We start from the raw sequence: 22,243 nt of genomic DNA, 5'->3' as shown, positions 1-22,243 counted from the left end.
ATGGCGTGGACGCGGGAAGAGATGGCCGCGCGTGCTGCGCGCGAACTCCAGGACGGGCAGTACGTCAATCTCGGCATCGGTCTGCCGACGCTGATCCCGAACTACCTCCCCGAAGGGGTTGAGGTGATCCTGGAGTCGGAGAACGGCATCCTGGGCACCGGCCCCTACCCCACCGAGGACCAGGTCGACCCGGACCTGATCAACGCCGGGAAGGAGACCGTCACCGTCCTGCCGGGCGCGTCCTTCTTCGACTCGGCGCTCTCGTTCTCGATGATCCGGGGCGGGCACATCGATGTCGCCGTGCTGGGCGCCATGCAGGTCTCCGCCTCCGGTGACCTGGCGAACTGGGCCATCCCCGGCAAGATGATCACCGGGATCGGCGGGGCGATGGACCTCGTCCACGGGGCCCGCACGGTCATCGTGGTGATGACCCACACCGCCAAGGACGGCTCGGCGAAGATCCTCACCGAGTGCGCGCTGCCGCTCACGGGCAAGGCGTGTGTGAACCGGGTCATCACCGACCTGGGCGTGCTCGACGTGGCCCAGGACGGGCTCGCCCTCGTCGAGACCGCACCCGGCGTGACCGTTGACGAGATCATCGCCAAGACCGACGCAAAACTCACCGTCGCGGAGAATCTGCTGTGAACACCGTCTACGTCGTCGACGCGGTCCGCACCCCGATCGGACGCTACAACAGCACCCTCGCCTCCGTCCGCCCGGACGACCTGGCCGCCCACGCCCTCCGCGAACTCCTCGCCCGCACCCCCGACCTGGACCCGGCCCTCATCGAGGACGTCTACCTCGGCAACGCCAACGGGGCCGGGGAGGAGAACCGGAACGTCGGCCGGATGGCCGCGCTGCTGGCCGGCCTGCCCACCTCCGTGCCCGGCGTCACCGTCAACCGGCTGTGCGCCTCCGGCCTGGAGGCGGTCATCCAGGCCGCCCGCGCCATCGCCGCCGGCGACGCCCACATCGCCGTGGCCGGCGGCGTCGAGTCGATGACCAGGGCCCCGTACGTGCTCCCCAAGTCCGACAAGCCCTTCCCCGCCGCGCACACGGAGCTGTACTCCACCACCCTGGGCTGGCGCATGGTCAACCCGAGGATGGCACCGCAGTGGACCATCCCGCTGGGCGAGTCGGCCGAACTCATCGCCGAGAAGCACAAGATCAGCCGCGAGCAGCAGGACGAGTTCGCGCTGGCCTCGCACCAGAAGGCGGCCGCGGCACAGCAGCAGGGTCTCTTCGACGCCGAGCTCGCCCCCGTGTCCGTCCCGCGGCGCAAGGGCGACCCGCTCCTCTTCGCCGCCGACGAGTCCGTACGGGCCGACGCCTCCCTCGCGGCGATGGCGAAGCTGAAGCCCTCCTTCCGCACGGAGGACGGCACCGTCACCGCGGGCAACGCCTCACCGCTCAACGACGGCGCCGCCGCCCTGCTGCTCGTCGACGAGGAGGGACTGAAGGCCACCGGCCGCGAACCGCTCGCCCGGATCTCCGCCACCGGCGTGCACGCCCTCGACCCCGACTACTTCGGGCTCGCCCCCGTCGAAGCCGTCAACCGCGCTCTCGCCAAAGCAGGCAAGGCATTCGACGACCTGTCCGTCCTCGAACTCAACGAGGCCTTCGCCGCCCAGGTGCTGGGCTGTGTCGCCGAATGGCCCGAGTTCGACCCGGCGATCCTCAACCCCCGGGGCGGCGCCATCGCCCTCGGCCACCCCCTCGGCGCCTCCGGTGCCCGCCTCGCCGGCACCGTCGCCCACCAGCTCGCCCGCAAGGGCAGCGGAGTCGGCGTCGCCACCCTCTGCATCGGCGTCGGCCAGGGCCTCGCCCTCGTCCTCGAACGTTAACGAAACGCGGGATCCCCCATGACTCTCACTCAGCACGACATCGACCGGGAGATCGCGGCCGAGCACGCCGCGTACGAGAAGCGCGTCGCCGACGGTGCCCCCGTCGAGCACCACCCGCGCCGGGACTACACCCCGTACCGCTCCTCGGTGCTGCGCCACCCGAAACAGCCTCCGATCACGATCGACGTCAGCAAGGACCCGGAGCTGGTGGAGCTGCACTCCCCCGCCTTCGGCGAGCGGGACATCACCGAGATCGACAACGACCTCACCCGGCAGCACAACGGCGAGCCGATCGGCGAGCGCATCACCGTCGAGGGCCGACTCCTCGACCGCGACGGCCGTCCGCTGCGCGGCCAGCTGATCGAGGTCTGGCAGGCGAACTCGGCCGGCCGCTACGCCCACCAGCGCGAGCAGCACGACGCCCCGCTGGACCCGAACTTCACGGGCGTCGGCCGCACCCTGACCGACGACAGCGGCTTCTACCGCTTCACCACCATCCAGCCGGGCCCGTACCCGTGGCGCCAGCACGTCAACGCCTGGCGGCCGGCCCACATCCACTTCTCGCTCTTCGGTACGGCGTTCACCCAGCGGCTGGTGACACAGATGTACTTCCCGAGCGACCCGCTGTTCCCGTACGACCCGATCATCCAGTCCGTGACGGACGACGCGGCCCGGCAGCGGCTGGTCGCGACGTACGACCACAGCCTGTCGGTGCCGGAGTTCTCGATGGGCTACCACTGGGACATCGTCCTCGACGGACCGAACGCCACCTGGATCGAAGAGGGACGCTGACCCGCCATGACGAAGATCGACACAAGCCGCCCGGAGACCGTGCTCCCCACCCCGTCGCACACGGTCGGCCCCTTCTACGGCCACGCCCTGCCCTTCCCCGGCGGCGGCGACATCGCGCCCGTCGGACACCCGGAGAGCATCGCCCTCCAGGGCTACGTCTACGACGGCGAGGGCAACCCGCTGCCCGACGCGTTCGTGGAGCTGTGGAGCGCCGACCCCGACGGCGACGTCCCGCAGGTCGACGGCTCGATCCGGCGCGACCCGGCGAGCGGCGGCTATCTGGGCCGCAACGGCGTGGAGTTCACCGGGTGGGGCCGCATCCAGACCGACGCCAACGGGCACTGGACGGCGCGGACCTTGCGGCCGGGCGCACGCGGGCGGAGCGCCCCGTACATCAGCGTGTGCGTGTTCGCGCGTGGCCTGCTGGTGCATCTGTACACACGGATCTACCTGCCGGGCGACGAGGCGGCCCTCGCCGCGGACCCGCTGCTCGCCCGGGTGCCGGCCGAGCGGCGCGACACGCTGATCGCGCGGGAGCGGCGCGACGGCACCTACCGTTTCGACATCCGCCTTCAGGGCGAAGGCGAAACGGTCTTCCTGGAGTTCCAGTGACTTCTCCCGATCCGGACACCGGCCTGCTCGCCCCCGGGTGGGCCGGCTCCCCCGCCGCGTCGGCCACCTCCGACGCGGCCTATCTGCAGGCCCTGCTCGACGCGGAGGCCGCCCTCACCCGCGCCCAGGCCACCCTGGGCCTCGCCCCGGCCGAAGCCGCGTCCGCGGTGACGGCGGCGGCGGACGCCGGCCGCTTCGACGTCCGCTCCCTCGCCGAGCGCGCCCGCGCCGGCGGCAACCCGGTGATCCCCCTGGTCGCGGATCTGACGAAGGCGGTCGGCGGCGAGTACGGCCCCTATGTGCACCGAGGCGCGACCAGCCAGGACATCATGGACACGGCGACGATACTGGTCGCCGCGCGCACCCTCGACCTGGTCCTCGGCGACCTCGACCGTGGGCAGCGGGCGCTGTCGCGGCTGGCCGCAGAGCACCGCGACACCGCGATGGCGGGGCGGACGCTCACCCAGCACGCCGTACCGACGACGTTCGGGCTGAAGGCGGCCGGATGGCGGTCGCTGGTGCTGGACGCGCGGGACCGGGTGACGGCCGTACGAAACTCGCTGCCCGCCCAACTCGGGGGCGCCGCAGGGACGTTGGCGGCCTTCGGGGCATACGGCGCGTCCGATCCGGTCGAGCTGACGGCGGTGTACGCCCGCGAACTCAGCCTGCGCGCACCTCAGTTGCCGTGGCACACGCTGCGCACGCCCGTCGCCGATCTCGCCGGGTGCCTGGCCTTCACGGCGGGAGCGCTCGGCAAGGTCGCCGTGGACGTCCTCACGCTCTCGCGCACCGAGATCGCGGAACTCGCGGAGGGCAGCGGCGGGGGCTCGTCCGCGATGCCGCACAAGTCCAATCCGGTACGGTCCACGCTGATCGCCTCCGCGGCGCGGCGGGCGCCTCACCTCGCGGTCGGTCTCTACGGGTCGCTGGCGGCGGAGGACGAACGGCCGGCCGGTGCCTGGCACGCCGAGTGGGAGCCGCTGCGGGAGCTGCTGCGGCTGGTCGGCGGGGCCGCCAGGGACGCCGTGGAACTGACCGAGGGGCTGCGGGTCAGACCTGCCGTCATGCGCGAACACCTCGACCTCACCCATGGGCTGATCGTGTCCGAGCGGCTGTCCGCCGAGCTGGCCCCGGTGCTGGGCCGGGCCCGCGCCAAGGAACTGCTCACCCGACTGGCATCCGAGGGCCGCCCGCTGGCCGAGGCGCCGGAGCTGACGGACGTCGACCTCGATCCCACCCACTACACCGGCTCCGCCGGAGCCCTCACCGACCGTGCTCTGGAGCGACGTTGACCGAGAAACTCCTCAACCACCGTGCCGAGGGCCCCACTTCCGCTCCCTCACTGCTTCTCGGCCCTTCGCTCGGCACCTCGTACGCCCTCTGGGACAGGGTCGCGCCCGAGCTGTCGATCACCCACCGGGTGGTCCGCTGGGATCTGCCGGGGCACGGCGGTTCCGCGGCCGATCTCATCGGAGCGGGCGCGACGGTCGGTGACCTCGCCGGCCTGGTACTCGCGCTCGCCGACTCGCTGGGCATCGGGCGGTTCGCATACGCGGGGGTGTCTCTGGGTGGTGCGGTGGGGCTGCACCTGGCCGTGCACCATCCCGAGCGGGTCTCCTCGCTGGCGGTGATCTGTTCGTCAGCGCACTTCAACGGTGCGAAGCCGTGGGAGGAGCGGGCCGCGCTGGTGCGGAGCCAAGGGCTGGCGAGGCTCGCCGCGAGCGCGAACGACCGCTGGTTCACGTCCGGCTTCACCGCGCCGGAACTGGTGCAGGACCACCGCGACGCCGATCCGGGCGCGTACGCCGCCTGCTGTGACGCGCTCGCCGCCTTCGACCTGCGCGAACGGCTGCCCGAGATCTCCTCGCCCACGCTGCTGATCGCGGGGCGGGAAGATCCGGCGACGCCGCCGGGCCATCTGCGGGAGATCGCGGACGCCGTTCCCGGTGCCGCGCTCGTCGAGCTCCCGGGGGCCTCGCATCTGGCCCCGGCGCAGTGTCCGGAGGCCGTGCTGACCGCCCTGCGCGCACACTTCGGCGGCGTCGCCCAGCGCGGCATGGAGGTACGGCGTGAGGTGCTCGGTGACGCCCACGTCGACCGGGCACAGGCCCGGCAGACGCCGTTCACCGCACGCTTCCAGGACTTCATCTCGCGCTACGCCTGGGGCGAGATCTGGACCGACCCGACGCTCAGCCGCCGCGAGCGCAGCATGATCACCCTGACGGCGCTGGTCGCCCACGGCCACTACGACGAGCTGGCCATGCATGTGCGCGCGGCCCGGCGCAACGGGCTGACCCCGGACGAGATCGGGGCCGTACTGCTCCAGACGGCCGTGTACTGCGGGGTTCCGGCGGCGAACTCGGCCTTCGCGGCGGCGCAACGCGTCCTCGCGGAAGAGGAAGGGTGACTCTCGCGGTCGCGCTCACCACATGCCCGGCTCTCACCCCACGCCCGACAGCAACGCCGTCTCCGCCTGTGCCTGCGCCACCAGCCCGTCCGCCCCGCATGACCGCGCCAGCGTCAGCCCGCGCTGGAGTTCCGTGGCCGAGCGGGCGGCGATGCCGTACTCGACGCGGGCGGCCGCGTGTTCGTACTGGCAGGGCGAGGCTTCCAGATAGGTGACGGCCTGTTCGGCGAGGCGTACCGCGCGCTGGCCGGTCTCCAGGGCGGCGGCGCAGCGCAGGGCCTCGCCGATGGCGGTGTCGGTGCCGAGGCGCTCGGCGTGCCGGCGGACTTCGGTGGCCAGCCGGGCGGCGCGCGGCGGGTCCTCGTTCGCGAGGGCGCGGGCCAGGTCGACGGCCCAGGGGACCAGCACCGGGTTGTAGTGGCCCCGTACGGCGGCCGCCTTCTCCGCCGCCTCCAGTTCGTTGACGCCGTCCTTCGTGCGGCCGACGGCGAGGAGGAGTCGGCCGCGGACCGAGCGCGGGTCCGGTAGCACGATGGTGGACGGGTAGGGCGGGGCGAAGCCGTGCTGCTCGGCGATCTCCCAGGCCGCGTCGACGTGCCCGCGGGCGAGCAGCGTGTCGACGAGGTTGCAGGTCGCGGACCAGTACAGGGGCAGTCGGCGGCCGACGCGCTCGGCGAGGGCCAGGGACTTGCGCAGGGATGCCTCGGCCTCGCGGAGCCGGCCGCGCCTGCGGTGTCCGACGCCCACGTAGGCGTGGGCCAGGGCGAGGTGGCCGCCGCTCCAGCCGGCGGACTCGTAGGCGCGCAGGGCCTCGTTGTAGAGGGACTCGGCCCGGTCGAGGCGGTCGGTGAAGGCGTAGGAGTTGGCGAGCATCATCAGCAGCTCGATGCCCCACTCCGGGTCGGTCCAGCCGAGTCCGGGGGCGAGGCGGCCGTTGACGAGGGCGCGGTCGCACAGCTCGGCGACCTCCTCGGCGTTCTCGCCGCGGGCCATGACGTCGAAGCCGCGCAGGATGAGCACGGCACGCTCGGAGTTGTCGCGGCCGGTGCAGGTCCCGGCGAGTTCGGCGAGGCGTGCGGAGCGTCCCGGGGAGGCGGCCTCGCCCGCGTGGATGCCCTCCCACATGAACTGCACGGCCTGGAGCCGCAGCCTGGCGGGGCCGGCCTGGTGCCGGGCGGCCTCCGCCTCGACGGTGCGGACGGCCTCCTCCAGCTGGTCGTTGTGGAGCAGGGCCTGGGAGAGGCGGTAGACGGCGTCGACGCGTTCGTCGCCGTCGAGACCGGGCATGCCGAGGGCGGTCTGGAGATGGTCGATGGTGGTGGCGGGCGCGGTGAGGAGGGTGGCGCCGCCCAGTTCGTGGAGCACGCGGGCGTGGACCTCGGGCAGGGGCGGCTCCAGCAGGGCACGCTCCAGACAGCGGCGGGCCGCGTCGGGGGCGCCCACGGCGAGGTGTTCGCGGGCCGCCTCGCGCAACTGCTCGACGAGTTCCGCGTCGTTGTCCGGGTGGACCTCCAGGAGGTGGCGGGCGGCGACCGCGGCGCCGCGGCCGTTGTCGGTGACGACACGGGCGGCGATGCCGTGCATCGCGGTGCGCAGGGCGTCGGGGATGGAGTTGTAGACGGCCGTCGCGATCAGCGGGTGGACGAACTCGAGGTCGCCGTCGTCCGGTTGGGCACCCGCCGGGTCGGGTTCGGTGAGGATGCGGGCGGTGCGCAGCAGGTCGGCGCAGCGCACGGCCTCGTCCACGCTCATGGTGGCGAGCTCGGCCACCAGGTCGACCGAGATGCCGGTGCCGAGGATCGCGGCCGCCCAGGCGAACCGGGTGGCCTCGATGCCGAGCGTCTCAAGGCGGGCGACCAGGCCGCCGCCGCGCGCCGCGCGGTTCAGGGCGCGCAGCTCGCCGGCGGCGGACTCGGTCGGCTCGAACTCGCTGTCCTGCACCTTGGCGAGGAGTTCGACGGTCTCGTACGGGTTGCCGCCGGTCACCGCCCAGACCTCGCGGCAGAACGGGGCGTCGGCGTGCGGGCCCAGGGTGGCGCGGGTGAGGCCGGCGGTCGCGTCCGGGGTGAGGGCGCTCAGGGTGGCGACGGAGCCGCCCGCGGCGGCGACCGCGTCGAGGTGGCGGGCGCTGTCGCCGCTGACCTCGCCGGGGCGCCGGGCCACCACGACCAGGACGTTCTGCTCGCCGAGGCGTTCGGCGAAGGCGGCGAGCCAGCGCAGGCTCTCCTGGTCGGCCCAGTGCGCGTCGTCGATCAGCAGCACCAGCGGCCAGTCGCGCCGGGCCAGTCGGCGTACGGCCGCCACCAGCCCGTCGCACACACCTTGCGGGTCGGCCTGGCGCTCGCCGGGTTCCGTGATGCCGAGGGCCGGTCCGGCGATGTCGTACCAGTCGCCGAGGTACTCCCGCGCCTCTTCCGGCATCAGCGACAGCAGCGCGGGCTGGAGCAGCTGCCGTACGACGTTGAAGGGAACGGAACTCAGGGTCTCGCTGCCCCGGGCGGACCACACCTGGCAGCCGCGGGCCTCGGCGATGCGGCGTGTTTCGGCCAGTAAGGCGGTCTTGCCGAGTCCCGCCTCGCCCCGGAGCACCAGGAGGTTGCCCGAGGAGGACTTGTCCGCGCACAGGGTGTCGAGTACCCGCTCGACGGCGGCGACTTCCTCGTCGCGCTCCCACAGGGAGGCCGAGGCGGCCTGTGTGGGCCGTACCTCCGTCATCCCGCTACCTCCCCAAGTCGCCCGAACGACGTACAGACCTCGAGCGTAGCCGTCCGATTGCCTAAGTGGAGGCGGGTCCGGGCAGCTGTTGCCGTGATGGGTGACAAGGGGTGTGCCGGGGCGACGCGAAGGGCCCGCGACCTGCCCCGGCGAAACTGACCCACAGTCAAAAGCCGGCCGCCCGACCGGCCTTCACGACTCAGAGAGGCACGGACATGACGTCGACCGTCTCCGAATTCTCCGACCGGGTCCCGGCCCGGTCCCGCAAGGCACTGGTCGCGGGTTCGGTCGGCAACTTCATCGAGTGGTACGAGTTCGGTGTCTACGGCTACTTCGCGACGATCATCGCGGCGCGCTTCTTCACGCCGGAGGGCGGCAGCGAGGTCGAGGCGCTGGTGAAGACGTACGCGTCGTTCGCGCTGGCGTTCTTCTTCCGGCCGGTCGGAGCGGCCGTGTTCGGCCGGCTCGGCGACCGGGTCGGCCGGCGTCCGGTGCTGATCCTCGTGATCACGCTGATGACCGGGGCCACGACATTGATCGGCGCGCTGCCCACGTACGACACGGTCGGCGCCCTCGCCCCGTGGCTGCTGACGTTCCTGAGGGTGCTGCAAGGTCTGTCCGCGGGCGGGGAGTTCGGGGGTGCGGTGTCGGTGATGACCGAGTTCGCGCCACCCGGGCGGCGCGGTCTGTACGGTTCGTGGCAGTCGTTCACCGTGGCTCTGGGACTGCTCGGCGGTGCGGGGGCGGCGGCGCTGCTGGCCACGGTGCTCACGGAGCGGCAACTGGGCGACTGGGGCTGGCGGTTGCCGTTCCTGCTGACGTTGCCGCTGGGGCTGGGCGCCCTGTGGTTGCGGCTGCGGCTGGACGAGACGCCGGCGTTCCGGGAGGAGCGGGAGGCCGAGCGGCCACCGGGGCGTGCGGTCGCGGGGGCGATCGCGCTGGGCGCCGGGCGGATCATGGGGTGGGCGGCGGCCGGGTACACGTTCCTGGTCGTGCTGCCGTCGTATCTCCAGTCCGCGCTGGGCGCGTCCTTCCAGCAGGCGCTGATCGCCACGGTGCTGGCCAACCTCGGTTTCGCGGTGACGATCGTGCCGGCGGGGTGGCTCAGCGACCGGGTCGGGCGGCGGCCGGTGATGCTGACGGGGGCGGTGCTGGTCGTGGTCCTCGCGGTGCCGCTGCTCAACCTTCTCCAGGGCCCGGGCGTTTCCCTCACCGTGAAGGGTGCGGCGGTGTGGGGCGCGGGTGCCGTGGTGGGGCTGATGGCGGGGCCGGGTCCGGCGATGCTCGCGGAGCTGTTCCCGACGAACGTCCGCTACACGGGGCTGGGACTCGCCTACGCCCTGTCCAATGCGGTGTTCTCGGGCTGTGCCGGGCTCATCATCACGGAGACGATCGAACGGACCGGGAACCTGGACATCCCCGCGTATTACGCGGCCGCGGCCTGCGCGGTGAGCGTCCTCGCCCTGACGGCGACTCCGGCCTGGAAAGCGAAGGAGAAGGCAGGTTGAGCGGATGCGGGTGATCGGATGCGGGTGATCGGTCTGATGTCGGGCACCTCGTACGACGCCATCGACGCCGCGGCCGCCGACCTGAGCCTCGTCGGCGACAGCCTGGTCCTCAAGCCGCTGGGCCTGGTGAGCGAGGGATACGACGAGGTGCTGCGGGAGGCGCTCGCGGCGGCGCTGCCGCCGGGGACGACCTCGATGGCCGAGGTGTGCCGGCTCGACACCCGGATCGGCCGGGCCTTCGCGTCGGCGGCCGCCCGTGCGGACCGTGAACTATGCGACGGACAGGCCGAGTTGGTCGCCTCGCACGGGCAGACGGTCTATCACTGGGCCGAGGACGGGAAGGCATACGGCACGCTGCAACTCGGGCAGCCCGCGTGGATCGCGGAGACGACCGGGCTGCCCGTGGTGGCCGACTTCAGGCCACGCGACATCACAGTCGGCGGACAGGGCGCCCCGCTGGTCAGCCTGGTCGACCTGCTGTGGCTGCGCGGCCGGCCCGGCACGCCCGTCGCCCTCAACATCGGCGGGATCGCCAACCTCACCGCGCCCGACGGCACCGCCCTCGACACCGGGCCCGGCTGCGCGCTGATCGACGCGGCGGCCCGGGGGTTCAGCGGCGGACGGCTGGCGTACGACGTGGACGGGGCGCTGGCCGGTCGCGGCACCGTCCATGAACCGCTGCTGCGGCGGCTGCTGGAGGAGCCGTACTACGCGCTGCCCGCCCCCAAGACGACCGGCAAGGAGCTGTTCCACCTGGGCCATCTGCGGGACGCGCTGGCCAGGTTCGGAACCCTGCCCGCCGAGGACGTCGTCGCCACGCTGACCATGCTCACGGCAAGCACGGTCGCCGACGCCGTGGGCGCGGTGGGCGCCACGGAGGTGATCGCCTCGGGTGGCGGCACCCGCAACCCCGTCCTGATGGCGATGCTCGGGCAGCGGCTGGCCGGGGTCGCGCTGCGCACGTCCGACGCGCTGGGGCTGCCGGCCACGGCGAAGGAGGCGTACGCCTTCGCCGTGCTGGGCTTCCTGACCGCACACGGCCTCCCCGGCACCGCCCCGTCGGCCACCGGCGCCCGCCACGCACGCGTCCTCGGTTCCCTCACCCCGGGCCGGGACGGGCTGCGCCTTCCTCCGCCCACCGAGAAGGGTCCGGTACGGCTAGTCCTGGAGTGACCCGGCCGAACACCGCCGCGAGCAAGCCGCGAACAGCCCCACACCATCACCACCCCGGACCCCCGGCCGCACACTCCCAGGCACCGACCCCGCCCGCCGAGAGGCGTCCGGTGCGGCTCGTCATGGAGTGAGGTCGGCCGAAAGTGCGGGGTGCGGGGCCGGATTCCGTGGTTCTGGGGCCGGTTCCTCTCATCCGACTTTCACCGACACCTCATACGGTGGGCGCATGACGCAGGTGACTCCTCCCGGCTGGTACCCCGACCCGGGGCAGAAAAGTGATGGTCCGCCCACCGAGCGCTGGTGGGACGGCAAGGCATGGACGGACCAGGTCCGGCCCGCGGGGGCGACCGACGTATGGGGTCCTCCGGAGCAGTTGGCGGCCGGCGGGGCGTATCCGGTGCATCCCGGGTATCCCGGCCTGCCGCAGCAGGGCGGGCGGCGCGGTCTGCGCACCGGCATAGCCGTGGGAGTGGCCGCGGTGGTCCTCGCGAGCATCGGCGTCGGCGTGTACGCGCTGACGGCCGACGACGGCTCGGGCGGCGGCAGCGCCAACTCCCAGCAGCAGGGGCCGGGCGGGCAGGGCGGCCAGGGCGGGCCCGGTGGGGGCCAGGGCGGCCCCTTCGGCGACTCCGGCGGCGGCAACGGCGGTTCCGGCGGTGGTGACGGCGGTTCCGGGGGCGGTGACGGCGGTTCCGGCGGGCAGTCGCCCGCGCCCGGCCAGTCCGAGGCACCGAAGGTGGACAGCGGTTCGGTGACCGACGCGGTGAGCGGGATCAGCCTCCCCATCCCGGACGGCTGGTACGGCCAGCAGATCAGCTGGGGTGCGCACGTCGGGTCGGACAAGACGTACAAGTGCCCCTCCGACACCTCCCAGACCTGCATGAAGGGCGGCGCCTACTCGGCACCCGCGCTCGCGCTGCGCACCAAGGGCGACACGGCCGAGGAAGTCGCCAAGGCGGACATCGCGGCGAACGCCGAGGAGTCGTACGGCAAGGGGTACGGCGAGATCACCTCGCACGAGGTGCTGGCCTCGAAGGCGGTCACCGTGGCCGGGCAGAAGGGCTACCTGGTCCGCTGGAAGGCGGTGACGAGCAAGGGCTCCGACGGCTACGTCGAGTCGCTCGCCTTCCCCTCACCCGCGAGTGAGCAGCAGATCGTCGTGGTCCGGCTCGGCGTCGACGTCGACGAGGGGCAGTCGGTCCTCGACGAGATCGCCAAGGGCATCAAGGTGTCCACGGGCGGCGGCAACGGCCAGGACATCTGACGCACCCCGGATCCCACGCACCCCGGACGTGATGCGGCCGGGTGGGGCGCCCCTCCGCTCAAGAGGCACCCCACCCGGCCGGGGGTGCGCGCCGCCCCCGTCCCCACGGTGCGGCGCGGAACAGGTCACCGTCCAGTCATCCCGTGGACGGCGGCCTGAGCATCAGGTGAGGCCCAGTGCCGGCAGCACGGCGGCCTCCACGAAGCGGACGAGGTAGTCGGGATCGGCGTCCTCACCCTCCAGTACGGGCCGGGCGCGCAGCACGCCGAAGATCTGGGCGGGGACGTACTCCAGCGCGGGATGGTCGGCGGCGACCTCCCCGCGCTCGACGCCACGCCGAAGAATCTGCCGCAGCGCCTCGATCTCGGGGTCGACGAGCGCCTCACGCAGAGCGCACTTGAGTTCCGGGTCCTCCATCACGGCGTGTCCCAGCGCCTGGAACAGCCGCGTGTCCTTGCCGGACCACGCCCCCGCGGCCCGCGCCGCCTCGCGCAGGTCACCGGAGAGCGTGCCGGTGTCGATGCCCTCGAAGCGGGTGAGGCGGCTCGCGCGCAGGGCCGCCGCCACGAACTGGGGCTTGGTCTTCCACTGCCGGTACAGCGTGGACTTGCTGCACCGCGTGCTGCTGGCGACGCCCTCCATGGTGACGGCGTCGTAGCCGCAGGCGCGGATCTGTTCGAGCACGGCGTCGAAGAACTCCTGCTCACGCTGGGGCGTGATCTTGGAGCGGCGCGAGGCGACGACCGTTTCCGGTCCGTCCGCAGCCTGCGACGTCATCGGCTCTTCTCCTCACTCGGGTGTGGCGGCCTCGCGTTGTCCGAGACCGCGCTTCCAGTGTGTCGCACGTCTATCGATACGTCACTGTACCGGAACGCTTCCGTATCGGTACAGTGTCGTATCGGTACAGAGGCGTTTCGGTACAGAGACGTTTCGGTACGCTGCCGTATCGATTGGTTCGCACCACCCACCCGTTCAGCGAAAGGTCCGGGGGAATGAATGGCCGCACCGAGCCTGCCCAGGCGGATACCGACGCGATAGCGCGGCCTCCGCTCGTCCGGGAGCTCCTGCTCGTCGTAGGACTCTTCCTCGTCTACAAGTTCGGCCGGCAGCTCGCCACGGGCCACACCGGCGAGGCGTTTCGCAACGCCGACCGCGTATGGGACCTGGAACGAGCCGTCCATCTGCCCGGCGAGGGCTCGGTGCAACATCTCCTGCTGCACGGCGACACGCTCATACACGTCGCGAACATCTACTACGCGACCGTCCACTTCCCGGCCACCGCGGCCTTCCTGATCTGGCTGTATCTGCGCCGCCCCGCCCACTACGTCTGGGCCCGCCGCGTTCTCGCCGTGGTCACCGCCGCCGCCCTGGTGGTGCATCTGGCGTTCCCGCTGGCCCCGCCGCGGATGCTCGCCGCGACCGGCCTGATCGACACCGGTCAGGTCTACGGCCCCTCCGTGTACGGCCCACCCGAGACCGACCACCTCTCGAACCAGTTCGCGGCGATGCCCTCGCTGCACTTCGGCTGGGCCCTGATGGTGGCGATCGGCCTGATCATGGCGACCCGGTCCAGGTGGCGGTGGCTGTGGCTGCTCCACCCGCTGCTGACCCTGCTGGTCATTCTCGGCACGGCCAACCACTACTGGCTCGACGCGATCGTGGCGACGGCCATGCTCGGCGTCGCGCTCTCGGTGATCAACCTGCCGCAGCACACGGCGACCACGGCCGGACGCGGCGCCGACAAGCTCGTGCCGGCAGCCCGGGACGAGGAATCCGTACTCGTGGGAGCGGGCCGATGAACGCCACCCTTCTCGCCGTCGTCCTGTCTCTGTTCTCCGCCGCCGCCTACGCCGCCGCGGCCGTCGCCCAGGAGCGACTGGCCTCCCGCGCAGCCGGGTCGGGACTGCTCCAGCTGGTGGGCTCCGGCGCCTGGTGGGGATCGGTCCTCCTCAACGGCTCCGGCGCCCTGCTGCACGTGGTGGCCCTGAAGTACGGTCCGCTGACCGTGGTGCAGCCCCTCGGTGCGCTCACCCTCGTGGTCGCGGTGCCGCTGGGTGCGCGCATCGCGGGGCGGCGGGTCAGCGCGGTCGAGTGGCGCGGTACCGCGCTGACGCTCGTCGGCCTGGCCGCGATCCTCGTCACGGCGTCCGGGCACGCGCCCGACGAGGTACTGAGCACGTCCGAGGCCCTGGCGGTGGCGGCGGTGACGGTGACGCTGATCGGCATGCTGTCCCGGCCGGGCGCCCGGCCGGGACTGCGGCACGCGACCGCGTCCGGCTTCGCCTCCGGGGTCGGCTCGGCGCTCACGCAGACCGTGACGGTGGCCGTGACGGACCACTCCGCCCCGCTGCTCAGCCTCCAGGTGGCCGGCGTGGCGCTGCTGGTCGCGGCCCTCGCGGCGAGCGGACTGCTGCTGTCGCAGACCGCCTACCGGGGTGGCCTGGGCGCCCCGCTGGCAGTGGTGACGCTGGCCAACCCGCTGGCGGCCGCGGTGATCGGGCTCGTCCTGCTCGGCGAGCGGTTGCAGGGCGGCGCGGCAGGCATCCTGCTCGCGCTGGCCGGGGCGGGGCTGGCGTCCTGGGGCGTGGTGCTGCTCAGCCGGGCGACGCCCGAGCCCGCCGTCACGCACGCCCCGGCCCCGGATGTCACGCGCTCCCACGGGACCGACGACGAGCACCCGGTGGCCGCCGTACTGGCCCTGGAGCCCGAGTCGGCGGCACAGGAGCCGGCGTTGATGCCCCGGCAACCGCGGCCGGGGCACCTCACACCGCTCTGAACCCGGCTACTCCGTGATGATCGCGGGGTCGCTCACACCCGGCCGCCCGTTCTCGACGTGCCCGGCGAACCGCCGCAGGAACGCCGGGTCGGCGTCCGCGGTGACGGTCAGGTCGTACCAGCGCCGGCTCCCCGCGAGGTCGACCGTGCGGCAGACGGTGGCGCCGGGCCGCACGGTCACCGTCGTGGCGCGACCGCCGTACCCGTTGCCGATCTTCAGACGAACGCTCGCCGGTCCCTTGTTGGTGAAGGTCAGCTCGATGTCGTTACCGGTGTGCCGGGCGGTGACCTCGGGGCCGGCCGCCTTGTTCGAGCCCTTGAACCAGCGCACGAAGCCGGCCGGGCCGTGCACGGTCAGGTCGTACGAGCCGTTCGAGTACGCCGAGTTCCAGGTGTCCGCGATGCTCTTGCCGGCCTCGGTGGTGTACGTCCAGGGGCCGTCGGTGCGGTTGCCGGACGTGACATGGAAGGCGGCACCGGCCTTGGCGCCGGAGGCGAAGGCGAGCGTGAACTTGCCGGCCGCGGCGTCGACGGAGCCGTCCACGTACGGGGCGTACCTCAGCGGCCGGGTCGGGCGCAGGCCACGCTCCTGCCGGGGCATGTCCGGGTCGGCCGGCGGGGTCGGCTTGTAGTCGGGGTGCCGCTCGCGGTCCTGCGGCTCGTACTCGTCCGTCCCCGGCAGCGCGGCCGGGCGGCTGTCCTTGCGGGAGAAGTCGAAGGCCGAGGTCAGGTCGCCGCAGATGGCCCGGCGCCAAGGCGAGATGTTCGTCTCCTCGACGCCGAAGCGGCGCTCCATGAACCGCAGGATCGAGGTGTGGTCGAGGGTCTCGGAGTTGACGTAGCCGCCCTTGCTCCACGGTGAGACGACCAGCATCGGGACCCGCGGACCGAGGCCGTAGGGGCCGGCCGGGCGGTTGCTGTCGCCCTTGTAGAGGTCGAGCGAGACGTCGACGGTGGACTTGCCGCGGGAGGCGTCCTTCGGCGGGAGCGGCGGCACCACGTGGTCGAAGAAGCCGTCGTTTTCAGACACGCGGTTTCGCCACCAGCAGCGTAACCCGGGAAACCGGGTCTGACCTGCACGGATACTGCACCCGACTACACCCGACAACACCCCACTTCACGCGCGTATGCGACCACAGTGCGACCAGCGCTGTGCGCACTGCCGCGCCGGTCGGGGGGTGACGTCGTCGTGACGTAGAAACACGAAACCCCGGTGGGTGCGGCTCTTTCGTAGTGACCTGCTCGGTCAAGCGGTAAGGGCGTATCCGTCCTGGTGGCGGGCCTGCCGAGTGCGGAGATGTTCTTGTTCGATGTGGTGGAGCCAGTATTCTTCGAAGTCTCCGTTGACGATCACGGCGCGGAGCACGAGGAGGGCTTCGGCACCCTCGACGCTCCACCGGGATCCTGTGATGTCGAAGCGGTCCGCGATCAAGTGGCGGCAGGCGCCCTCCGCCACCCCGGTCGCGATCGGCCAGCCCTGCTCCAGGGCCTGCGCGTAGCCCCAGGTAGGGCCTCCTTGGTCGCGAGGTAGCGCACGCACTCCTCGACGCCCCCGCGCCGCTCGGTCGTCAGCCCCAAGTCGTCGGCCTGCCGCGCGATGCTGGCGGCCGCCTCGGCACAACGGCCGTGCAGGAGGGCCAGCGCATGCTCGGCAACCCAGTCTTCGGCGGCCGGATCGTCTTTGGCGTGCAAGCACCGGGACGCCTTCCAGAGATACTCGATCACGTGGATCAGATCCACGATCAGATGGATCGTCACCTTCCGGCGAGCGGCCTCGGCCAGTTCAATCTGGTGGCGGTCGCCGTCCACCAGCACCACCCCGCACCGCCGGTGGGCGGGGTCGCGGGCCTCGGCCTGGTCGAACGCGGCGGCGATCACCGTGGCGGCGTCATGGTCGACCGAAGCGGTCAGCCATTTGGCCCGGGCACGCGGTCCCTTGCGCAACGCACGGCCGCCGGTCCGGCCACCGGGCACGGCGATCACATCGTGCGGGCGCCGGGACGCCGGGGCGGGGTCGTAGACGCAGGCCAGCGCGGCCATCCGCTTGCGGCAGCTCCTCTCCCCGGACGTGAGGAGAACGAGCGGAACCGGCTGGCCAAGGAAGCGCGCCGAGGTGGCCCATCGGGACACGCAGGGGACGCCACTGGGAACACATAGGACACCGGCTGATGCAGGTGTACCTCTTGGAGTTCTGCGCACGCCCTCACGGTGTCTCCTGCGCGTCCTGGCAGTGCCGCACTGGCGTCGCACCCAAAGCCTTCGGAGGACTCACCTGTGCAGGGGTACCGGGTGGCGCCTCCCAGGAGACACGACCGGGACACCACAGGGACGCCGTTCGTACTTCGCTACGCCTCTCCTGGAAGGGTCCGGCTGGCGCTTCCGGCGGAGGAGCTGGCGCGGGCCGCGAGTATCGAGGCGAAGTGGGTCATGCACCCCGCGGAGGTCTTGGCCGAGGAGGTCAAGGCCGCGCGGCGGGCCGCGATGACTCGCATCGAGGTGGTGGAGGCCGTCCGGGAGACCACCGTGGAGGTGCCGGGCCGCCGGGGCTTGCCGGGATTGCGTCCGCAGGGGTCGGCACCCGTTCCCCGCCGACCTTCTCGCGAAGCACCGTGAGGCAGCCGAGCTGTACGCCGCGCTTCACACCTACCAGAAGACCCTCCCGTGGTCCCGCGCACCCCACGCGGGGTAGCCTGCGGAGTCGGAGCGGGGGCAGGGAGCACCCACGCTGGCCAAAGCGGCTCATGACCTCGACGTATGAACCGGTTCATGAAGTTCATCTCGACCAAGAGCTTCATGCCGTTCGTCTGGTACCGCATCGCCCTCGGCATCGTCATCATTGTGCTGGTCAGCGCGGGTGTGCTGTCTCCTCACGCGGCCGAATCCGGGGGCTGAACCAGGGCCGCACAGACAGCGCTATCTAACATTTCCTAGCGCCTGATTGCAGCACCACGCCATGATCATCTCCCACTTGTCTCCCACTCATCTCCCAGGGGATGACGCGGAAGGGCCCGCACGTCCGTGCGGACCCTTCCGCGCAGAGGGTAGAGCGGGTCAGCTGAGGATCATGTCCGGCCAAGTCCGCGACCCTCGCCACGCGGAAACGCAGCCGCTCGTCCACAGTGTCCCAGGCAGCACCCGGTGAGGTCGTCCAGCGCGGCGCCCGTGAGGATGAGCCGGCCGAGGCGCGCTTCCATGTCCTCCCACGTGTGCGTCACCTCGACTGTCTCACCGTGCGGACCTGTGCCTCGTACACCGTTATGGCGGCTTCCCCCAGGGGTCATGTGGCGGTGACGTCGGCGGGCCGGTTGCGTGGCGGGGTAGTGGTGAAGAAGGCGCGCAGGGGCTGGCTGATGTGGTTTTCGCGGACTGTGTCCTGGGCGGCAGCATCGAGCAGGGGCGCCAGGTCCTCGGTGTCGGAAGGGGTCAGGATGAGCCAGCGCAGGATGACCTGCAGTGTGAGGAGCCGGAGGGTTCGCAGCTGCTCCTGCCCTATCTGGTCTTTGATCACGTCACCGTGCACGTAAGCGGATCGAGCCTTGTAGGCACGTCGGACGATCTCCGTGGCCTCTTCTTGGTGGTCAGGGGCGAGAAACAGTGCGGCCGCGCGGGAGCGGATGTTGTCGGCGATGCCTTCGCGTTTGTCGTTGGGGCTGATCAGCAGGGCTTCCAGGGCGATGACGTAGTCGAGATGCAGTTCGTCCGCCTCCACGTCCCATACACCGTCGTCGTTGTAGGTGCGCTGGTAGGCGGCCAGGAGGTGCCGGGCGGCGCGTTCGAGGCGCCTGGCTCGCCGGTTGACGATTTTCCGGTCGTGGGTAGCGCCTGCCATGACCGCGTCGATCTTCGCCGAGATCGCGGCGCAGAAGTCAGCCAGGGCCGGTAGACATGCGGCCGGGACATGGAATTCGCCGGTGTCGCGGACCTCGACCTCCTCTTCTCTCCCGTGCCGCCCTTCATAGACCCGGATAGTCGTCGGCACATTTCTGGGGTTCAGATCGAAGCGGCGTCCGCGCGCGACGGTGAAGACCGAGTCCACCCGGAGCAGTTCGCTGTCCCACAGCATCAACGGAAGAAGGGCTTGCCAGTGCTGGGCTTCCGCACGCGGGCCGGTGAAGTCGAACCAGGTCGGACGGCGGGTGACCGTGCGGCCGGGATCGGGAGCATGGAGGAAGGGTGCGCCGGTGATCAGGTCGAGATCGCGGCTCCAGGGCTCCAAGCTGCTCAGCGCCGGCATCGGGACCGTCTGACGAAGCTCGTCCGCGGTGAAGGTCTGAAGGGTGTGCCGCCCGAGCGGAATCCGTGTTCCCTGGGGGAAGGTGCCGTTGAGGAGCAGCCATTGCTCAGTGATCGGTGCCGGGCCTGTGCAGAAGGTGACGAAGCTGTCCGCGACCTCGGAGACAGGGACCGGTGCGCCCTGGGCAATCAGACGTGCCGCCGCAGACAGGCCCGACTCCTCCAGCAGCGTCAGGGGGTTTGGGGCCCAGTCTCCGTCGACCCTTGTGTAGAGGTCGGGGTGCTCTTCCCTAGGCGCCGCGGCGGCCACCTCACTCACCACGTCCTCCCAGTGGGGCTGGAGCATCAGTACCACGATGGACTGGGGTGTTGGGGACAGACCGCCCGCGTACTCAAGCCACGACAACACGGCCTCACGCAGGGAGAGATGCTTGCTCATACGGATTGAAACTAGCGGCCCCTGTCGCATCGGGGCACCAGTTTTCCAGCGGCGGAACCTGTAGCAACCGACCATCGTTCGAGCAGCAGCTGACTACCACGTGACTCGTACGTCGCAGCGTTGACTGAGGCGGCGCTCGCCGACGGTGTCGTCCTGGACGACGACGCCCACCACGTGCGGCGGGTGCGGGCGAAGCAGATGCGGGAGGTCGCGGCCAGGAGGGCGCTGAAGACCCAGCGGCGTGAGGAGAACGAGCGGAACCATGTGACCAAGGAAGCGCGCCGAGGTGACTCATCAGTACACGAACGAGACTCGGCGGGGACACCGATAGGACGCTGACTGATGCCGGTGTACCTCTTGGAGTTCTGCGTGCGTCCTCGCTGTGTCTCGTGCGCGCCCCGGCAGTGCCGCACTGGCGCCGCAGGCAGAGCCTTCGAAGGACTCACCTGTGCAGGGATGCCGGGTGGCGTCTCTCAGGAGACACGACCGGGACGCCACAGGGACGCCGTTCGTACTTCGCTGCGACTCTTCTGGACGAGCCCGGCTGGCGCTTCCGCCACCTGCTGAGCTTGGATATTCGGGCCGCATTGCGGCGTTGATCGCGGGCCAAACGCCACCACTCGCCGCTTCAGCGGCGTGGCCGTCGGCGGGCTACTGGTAGACCGTGGTGATCGGCGTGGAGACGCTGGCTCCGCTGCCGGGGGCTGCGTAGGAGATGGTCCACAGCGTGGCTGTCTTGTTCGGGTAGCCGTACAGGTAGCCGCCGTTGTCGCAGCCGTAGTTCAGGCGCTGTCCTGCCAGCATCGCGGTGCCGCCACCGGCGAACGAGCAGCGGGCGCCGTTGGCCAGGACAAGGACGATCGGCTCGACGTCGGGTCCGCCCGGCATGTGGTTGTTGTTACCGGGAAAGCTCTCGGCGACAGACAGCTCGACCATGCGGTCGGGGGCTCCGTCCAAGCACAGGGCTCTGGTGGCTGCAGGGTTGGAGTCCGGGGAGAAACACGGGTCGAGGATCCGGTCGCCAGCGGTACAGCGCCAGGCCTCTGTGCGCATGGTGGACTCGGCAGCCCCGGAGCAGGAGCCGCTGGCCCGGTTCATGATGGTGATACCGGTTGCCGGAGTACCGCCCGGTGACCAGGGACTGAGGGTGACCACCTGGGTCTGCGCCGACGCGGACGAGGCCACAGCGGTCGGGGTCTGTGACTCGCTGGTGGCTGAACGAGCGAGGCGTGACGTGGTCGCTGCCGGTTCGGCGGCAGGCGTGGAACGGGCCGCAGTTGCCTGTGGGGAGTGGGTGCCGCGCGCTGGGGCGTGGCCCGACGCCAGAACGAACCAGGTGCCCGCCGCGGCCGAGGCAAACACGGCAGCCGCGGCCACGATGAGCCAGGCGCGCCTGCCGGGACGGCGTATGTCGGGAGCGGGCCAGGCAGGGCCTTCCACGGTCGGAGGGTGCCACTGCTCGGCGATCAGGTTCGGGACCTCGGTCGGCCGGTCGTGGACATCTCCGATGACCTGGGTCGCCTACACGTCGAGCAGTTCGCCAGTCTTCTGTGCCACGACGGCGGACGACGGCCGGTAGCCCGGGTCTTTGGCGAGACACGCCGTCACCAGACTGAGCAAGTCATCGGGGACGCCGGCGAGGTCCGGCTCGGCGCTGAGGACGCGGAACGCGACGGCCTCGGCGTTGCCGGTGCCGAAAGGGTGACGGCCGGTGGCCGCGAAAGCAGCAGAGCACCCCAGGCGAAAACGTCCCCGGGCGGCCCGGTAGTGCCGTCCCGGTAGTACTCGGGGCTCAGCCAGCCCGGAGTCCCGGTCAGCATGCCGGTGCGGGTGACCGCAGTACCGTCGACGACGTGGGCGATGCCGAAGTCCAGCACCCGCGGCCCGTCCGGGGCCAGATCACGTTCGCGGGCTTGAGGTCGCGGTGGACCACCCCGGCGGCGTGCACCGCCGCGAGCGCCCCAGCCGTACCCGCGGCGAACATATGCAGCTGAATCCCGGCCAGCGGCCCGTGCACCGCCGTGTGATCGCCGAGCGTCAAGCCGGGTACATAGGCAGTCGCCAGCCACGGGATGTCCGCTTCGGGATCGGCCTCCAGCAACGGCACCAGGCACGGCCCCGAAACCCGCCGCAGCACCGTGACCTCGCGCCGGAACCGGGCCCGGAACTGGTCATCCGCCGCCTGCCCCGCGTGCACAGCCGTCACCACCACCTGCTCGCCCCGCTCCCCCACCGCGGCGTACACCGTGCCCATCCCGCCCGCGCCCAGCACCCCGACCACCCGGAAACGCCCGATCCGGGCCGGGTCCGAAGCACGACGAGCAGCAATCCGCGACACGAACAAGACCCCCGCCGAGAGCAATTGTGGATGAGATGTGAACCCTAAGGGTTGTCCCGTAAATGATCTCCGGCATGCTGGATGACCTGTGCGTTTCCCCGTCACCCGGCGAGGGCAAGGTTGTGCAGGCGGGCGATGCCGAG

The 22,243-nt window shown here is 71.4% G+C and carries 18 protein-coding genes and 2 pseudogenes; 13 read left to right on the top strand and 7 right to left on the bottom strand.

Features of this window, described 5'->3' with window-relative positions; all coding sequences use genetic code 11:
• The 6 genes from ADK36_RS06095 to pcaD are packed head-to-tail and all read left to right on the top strand — an operon-like array spanning nucleotide 1 to nucleotide 5,655.
• Entirely contained in the window at nucleotides 1-645 is a 645-nt protein-coding gene (locus ADK36_RS06095) for a CoA transferase subunit B (RefSeq protein ID WP_048580932.1), read from the top strand.
• Nucleotides 642-1,844 (top strand): thiolase family protein, encoded by a 1,203-nt coding sequence (locus ADK36_RS06090; RefSeq protein ID WP_048580933.1) that lies wholly within the window; start codon nucleotides 642-644, stop codon nucleotides 1,842-1,844. Before ADK36_RS06095 ends, ADK36_RS06090 begins: the two co-directional genes overlap by 4 nt.
• Nucleotides 1,845-1,862: 18 nt before the next feature.
• Nucleotides 1,863-2,636: a protocatechuate 3,4-dioxygenase subunit beta gene (gene pcaH / locus ADK36_RS06085; protein WP_048580934.1), complete on the top strand. Its 774-nt coding sequence runs from the start codon at nucleotides 1,863-1,865 to the stop codon at nucleotides 2,634-2,636.
• Between the two features lie 6 nt (nucleotides 2,637-2,642).
• The gene (pcaG, locus tag ADK36_RS06080; RefSeq protein WP_048580935.1) at nucleotides 2,643-3,248 is read left to right on the top strand and encodes a protocatechuate 3,4-dioxygenase subunit alpha; all 606 of its coding nucleotides are present in this window, start codon (nucleotides 2,643-2,645) and stop codon (nucleotides 3,246-3,248) included.
• On the top strand, nucleotides 3,245-4,540 hold the full coding sequence (gene pcaB / locus ADK36_RS06075; protein ID WP_053196636.1) for a 3-carboxy-cis,cis-muconate cycloisomerase: 1,296 nt from the start codon (nucleotides 3,245-3,247) through the stop codon (nucleotides 4,538-4,540). The genes pcaG and pcaB overlap by 4 nt, the downstream gene beginning before the upstream one ends.
• Entirely contained in the window at nucleotides 4,537-5,655 is a 1,119-nt protein-coding gene (gene pcaD, locus ADK36_RS06070; protein ID WP_048580937.1) for a 3-oxoadipate enol-lactonase, read from the top strand. Before pcaB ends, pcaD begins: the two co-directional genes overlap by 4 nt.
• 33 nt (nucleotides 5,656-5,688) lie before the next feature.
• Here the strand turns inward: pcaD and ADK36_RS06065 are convergent, their stop codons facing one another.
• Nucleotides 5,689-8,370 carry an ATP-binding protein gene (locus ADK36_RS06065; protein WP_048580938.1) on the bottom strand — a complete coding sequence of 894 codons (2,682 nt, stop codon included), beginning with the start codon at nucleotides 8,368-8,370 and terminating at the stop codon, nucleotides 5,689-5,691.
• Nucleotides 8,371-8,585: 215 nt separating this feature from the next.
• Here ADK36_RS06065 and ADK36_RS06060 point away from each other — a divergent pair, with 215 nt between their 5' ends.
• From ADK36_RS06060 to ADK36_RS06050, 3 genes are all read left to right on the top strand, one after another.
• Entirely contained in the window at nucleotides 8,586-9,878 is a 1,293-nt protein-coding gene (locus ADK36_RS06060) for an MFS transporter (protein WP_053196634.1), read from the top strand.
• A gap of 18 nt (nucleotides 9,879-9,896) precedes the next feature.
• A complete protein-coding gene (locus tag ADK36_RS06055) occupies nucleotides 9,897-11,051 on the top strand; it encodes an anhydro-N-acetylmuramic acid kinase (protein WP_048580940.1) in 1,155 nt (384 codons plus the stop codon).
• A 226-nt stretch (nucleotides 11,052-11,277) separates the two neighbouring features.
• Entirely contained in the window at nucleotides 11,278-12,315 is a 1,038-nt protein-coding gene (locus tag ADK36_RS06050; protein WP_053196632.1) for a DUF2510 domain-containing protein, read from the top strand.
• Nucleotides 12,316-12,477: 162 nt separating this feature from the next.
• Here the strand turns inward: ADK36_RS06050 and ADK36_RS06045 are convergent, their stop codons facing one another.
• Nucleotides 12,478-13,092, bottom strand: coding sequence for a TetR/AcrR family transcriptional regulator (locus ADK36_RS06045; protein WP_048580942.1), 615 nt, complete (start codon nucleotides 13,090-13,092; stop codon nucleotides 12,478-12,480).
• Nucleotides 13,093-13,307: 215 nt separating this feature from the next.
• Between ADK36_RS06045 and ADK36_RS06040 the strand changes: the two genes are divergently transcribed.
• Nucleotides 13,308-14,114 carry a phosphatase PAP2 family protein gene (locus tag ADK36_RS06040; RefSeq protein WP_053196630.1) on the top strand — a complete coding sequence of 269 codons (807 nt, stop codon included), beginning with the start codon at nucleotides 13,308-13,310 and terminating at the stop codon, nucleotides 14,112-14,114.
• Nucleotides 14,111-15,091, top strand: coding sequence for a DMT family transporter (locus ADK36_RS06035; protein ID WP_048580944.1), 981 nt, complete (start codon nucleotides 14,111-14,113; stop codon nucleotides 15,089-15,091). Before ADK36_RS06040 ends, ADK36_RS06035 begins: the two co-directional genes overlap by 4 nt.
• A gap of 6 nt (nucleotides 15,092-15,097) precedes the next feature.
• Here the strand turns inward: ADK36_RS06035 and ADK36_RS06030 are convergent.
• Nucleotides 15,098-16,114 (bottom strand): annotated as a pseudogene (locus ADK36_RS06030) (phospholipase domain-containing protein); the annotation flags it as partial.
• A gap of 404 nt (nucleotides 16,115-16,518) precedes the next feature.
• Nucleotides 16,519-17,130, bottom strand: a complete 612-nt coding sequence (locus tag ADK36_RS06020; RefSeq protein ID WP_053196625.1) for a hypothetical protein — start codon at nucleotides 17,128-17,130, stop codon at nucleotides 16,519-16,521.
• A 723-nt stretch (nucleotides 17,131-17,853) separates the two neighbouring features.
• Between ADK36_RS06020 and ADK36_RS45885 the strand changes: the two are divergent.
• A pseudogene (locus ADK36_RS45885) lies at nucleotides 17,854-17,982 on the top strand (undecaprenyl-diphosphatase); the annotation flags it as partial.
• Nucleotides 17,983-18,367: 385 nt separating this feature from the next.
• Here ADK36_RS45885 and ADK36_RS06010 read toward each other — a convergent pair.
• On the bottom strand, nucleotides 18,368-19,669 hold the full coding sequence (locus tag ADK36_RS06010) for a HEPN domain-containing protein (protein WP_159391087.1): 1,302 nt from the start codon (nucleotides 19,667-19,669) through the stop codon (nucleotides 18,368-18,370).
• Nucleotides 19,670-19,882: 213 nt separating this feature from the next.
• On the opposite strand from ADK36_RS06010, the gene ADK36_RS48695 reads away from it, so the two are divergent.
• The gene (locus ADK36_RS48695) at nucleotides 19,883-20,101 is read left to right on the top strand and encodes a hypothetical protein (protein ID WP_159391086.1); all 219 of its coding nucleotides are present in this window, start codon (nucleotides 19,883-19,885) and stop codon (nucleotides 20,099-20,101) included.
• Nucleotides 20,102-20,413: 312 nt separating this feature from the next.
• Here ADK36_RS48695 and ADK36_RS49975 read toward each other — a convergent pair whose 3' ends face one another.
• Both ADK36_RS49975 and ADK36_RS49970 read right to left on the bottom strand, forming a co-directional pair.
• Entirely contained in the window at nucleotides 20,414-20,698 is a 285-nt protein-coding gene (locus tag ADK36_RS49975; RefSeq protein WP_053084662.1) for a hypothetical protein, read from the bottom strand.
• An 877-nt stretch (nucleotides 20,699-21,575) separates the two neighbouring features.
• Complete coding sequence (locus ADK36_RS49970; protein ID WP_234329690.1) at nucleotides 21,576-22,124, bottom strand: protein kinase domain-containing protein; 549 nt, start codon at nucleotides 22,122-22,124, stop codon at nucleotides 21,576-21,578.
• Nucleotides 22,125-22,243: the final 119 nt, after the last annotated feature.

The sequence above is a fragment of the Streptomyces viridochromogenes genome (assembly GCF_001270495.1).
In the GTDB taxonomy this organism is placed as follows: domain Bacteria; phylum Actinomycetota; class Actinomycetes; order Streptomycetales; family Streptomycetaceae; genus Streptomyces; species Streptomyces viridochromogenes_A.
The sequence above is the reverse complement of the archived record's forward strand: the minus strand, read 5'-3'. Positions and strand labels throughout refer to the sequence as shown.

Coding starts and splice junctions, on each gene's coding strand:
- ADK36_RS06045 (WP_048580942.1), bottom strand. CDS start 13,092: ATGACGTCGCAGGCTGCGGACGGACCGGAAACGGTCGTCGCCTCGCGC.
- pcaH (WP_048580934.1), top strand. CDS start 1,863: ATGACTCTCACTCAGCACGACATCGACCGGGAGATCGCGGCCGAGCAC.
- ADK36_RS06020 (WP_053196625.1), bottom strand. CDS start 17,130: ATGGCCGCGCTGGCCTGCGTCTACGACCCCGCCCCGGCGTCCCGGCGC.
- ADK36_RS06095 (WP_048580932.1), top strand. CDS start 1: ATGGCGTGGACGCGGGAAGAGATGGCCGCGCGTGCTGCGCGCGAACTC.
- ADK36_RS49975 (WP_053084662.1), bottom strand. CDS start 20,698: ATGGTCGAGCTGTCTGTCGCCGAGAGCTTTCCCGGTAACAACAACCAC.
- ADK36_RS06050 (WP_053196632.1), top strand. CDS start 11,278: ATGACGCAGGTGACTCCTCCCGGCTGGTACCCCGACCCGGGGCAGAAA.
- ADK36_RS06010 (WP_159391087.1), bottom strand. CDS start 19,669: ATGCTCCAGCCCCACTGGGAGGACGTGGTGAGTGAGGTGGCCGCCGCG.
- ADK36_RS06060 (WP_053196634.1), top strand. CDS start 8,586: ATGACGTCGACCGTCTCCGAATTCTCCGACCGGGTCCCGGCCCGGTCC.
- ADK36_RS06040 (WP_053196630.1), top strand. CDS start 13,308: ATGAATGGCCGCACCGAGCCTGCCCAGGCGGATACCGACGCGATAGCG.
- ADK36_RS06055 (WP_048580940.1), top strand. CDS start 9,897: ATGCGGGTGATCGGTCTGATGTCGGGCACCTCGTACGACGCCATCGAC.
- pcaG (WP_048580935.1), top strand. CDS start 2,643: ATGACGAAGATCGACACAAGCCGCCCGGAGACCGTGCTCCCCACCCCG.
- ADK36_RS06035 (WP_048580944.1), top strand. CDS start 14,111: ATGAACGCCACCCTTCTCGCCGTCGTCCTGTCTCTGTTCTCCGCCGCC.
- ADK36_RS06065 (WP_048580938.1), bottom strand. CDS start 8,370: ATGACGGAGGTACGGCCCACACAGGCCGCCTCGGCCTCCCTGTGGGAG.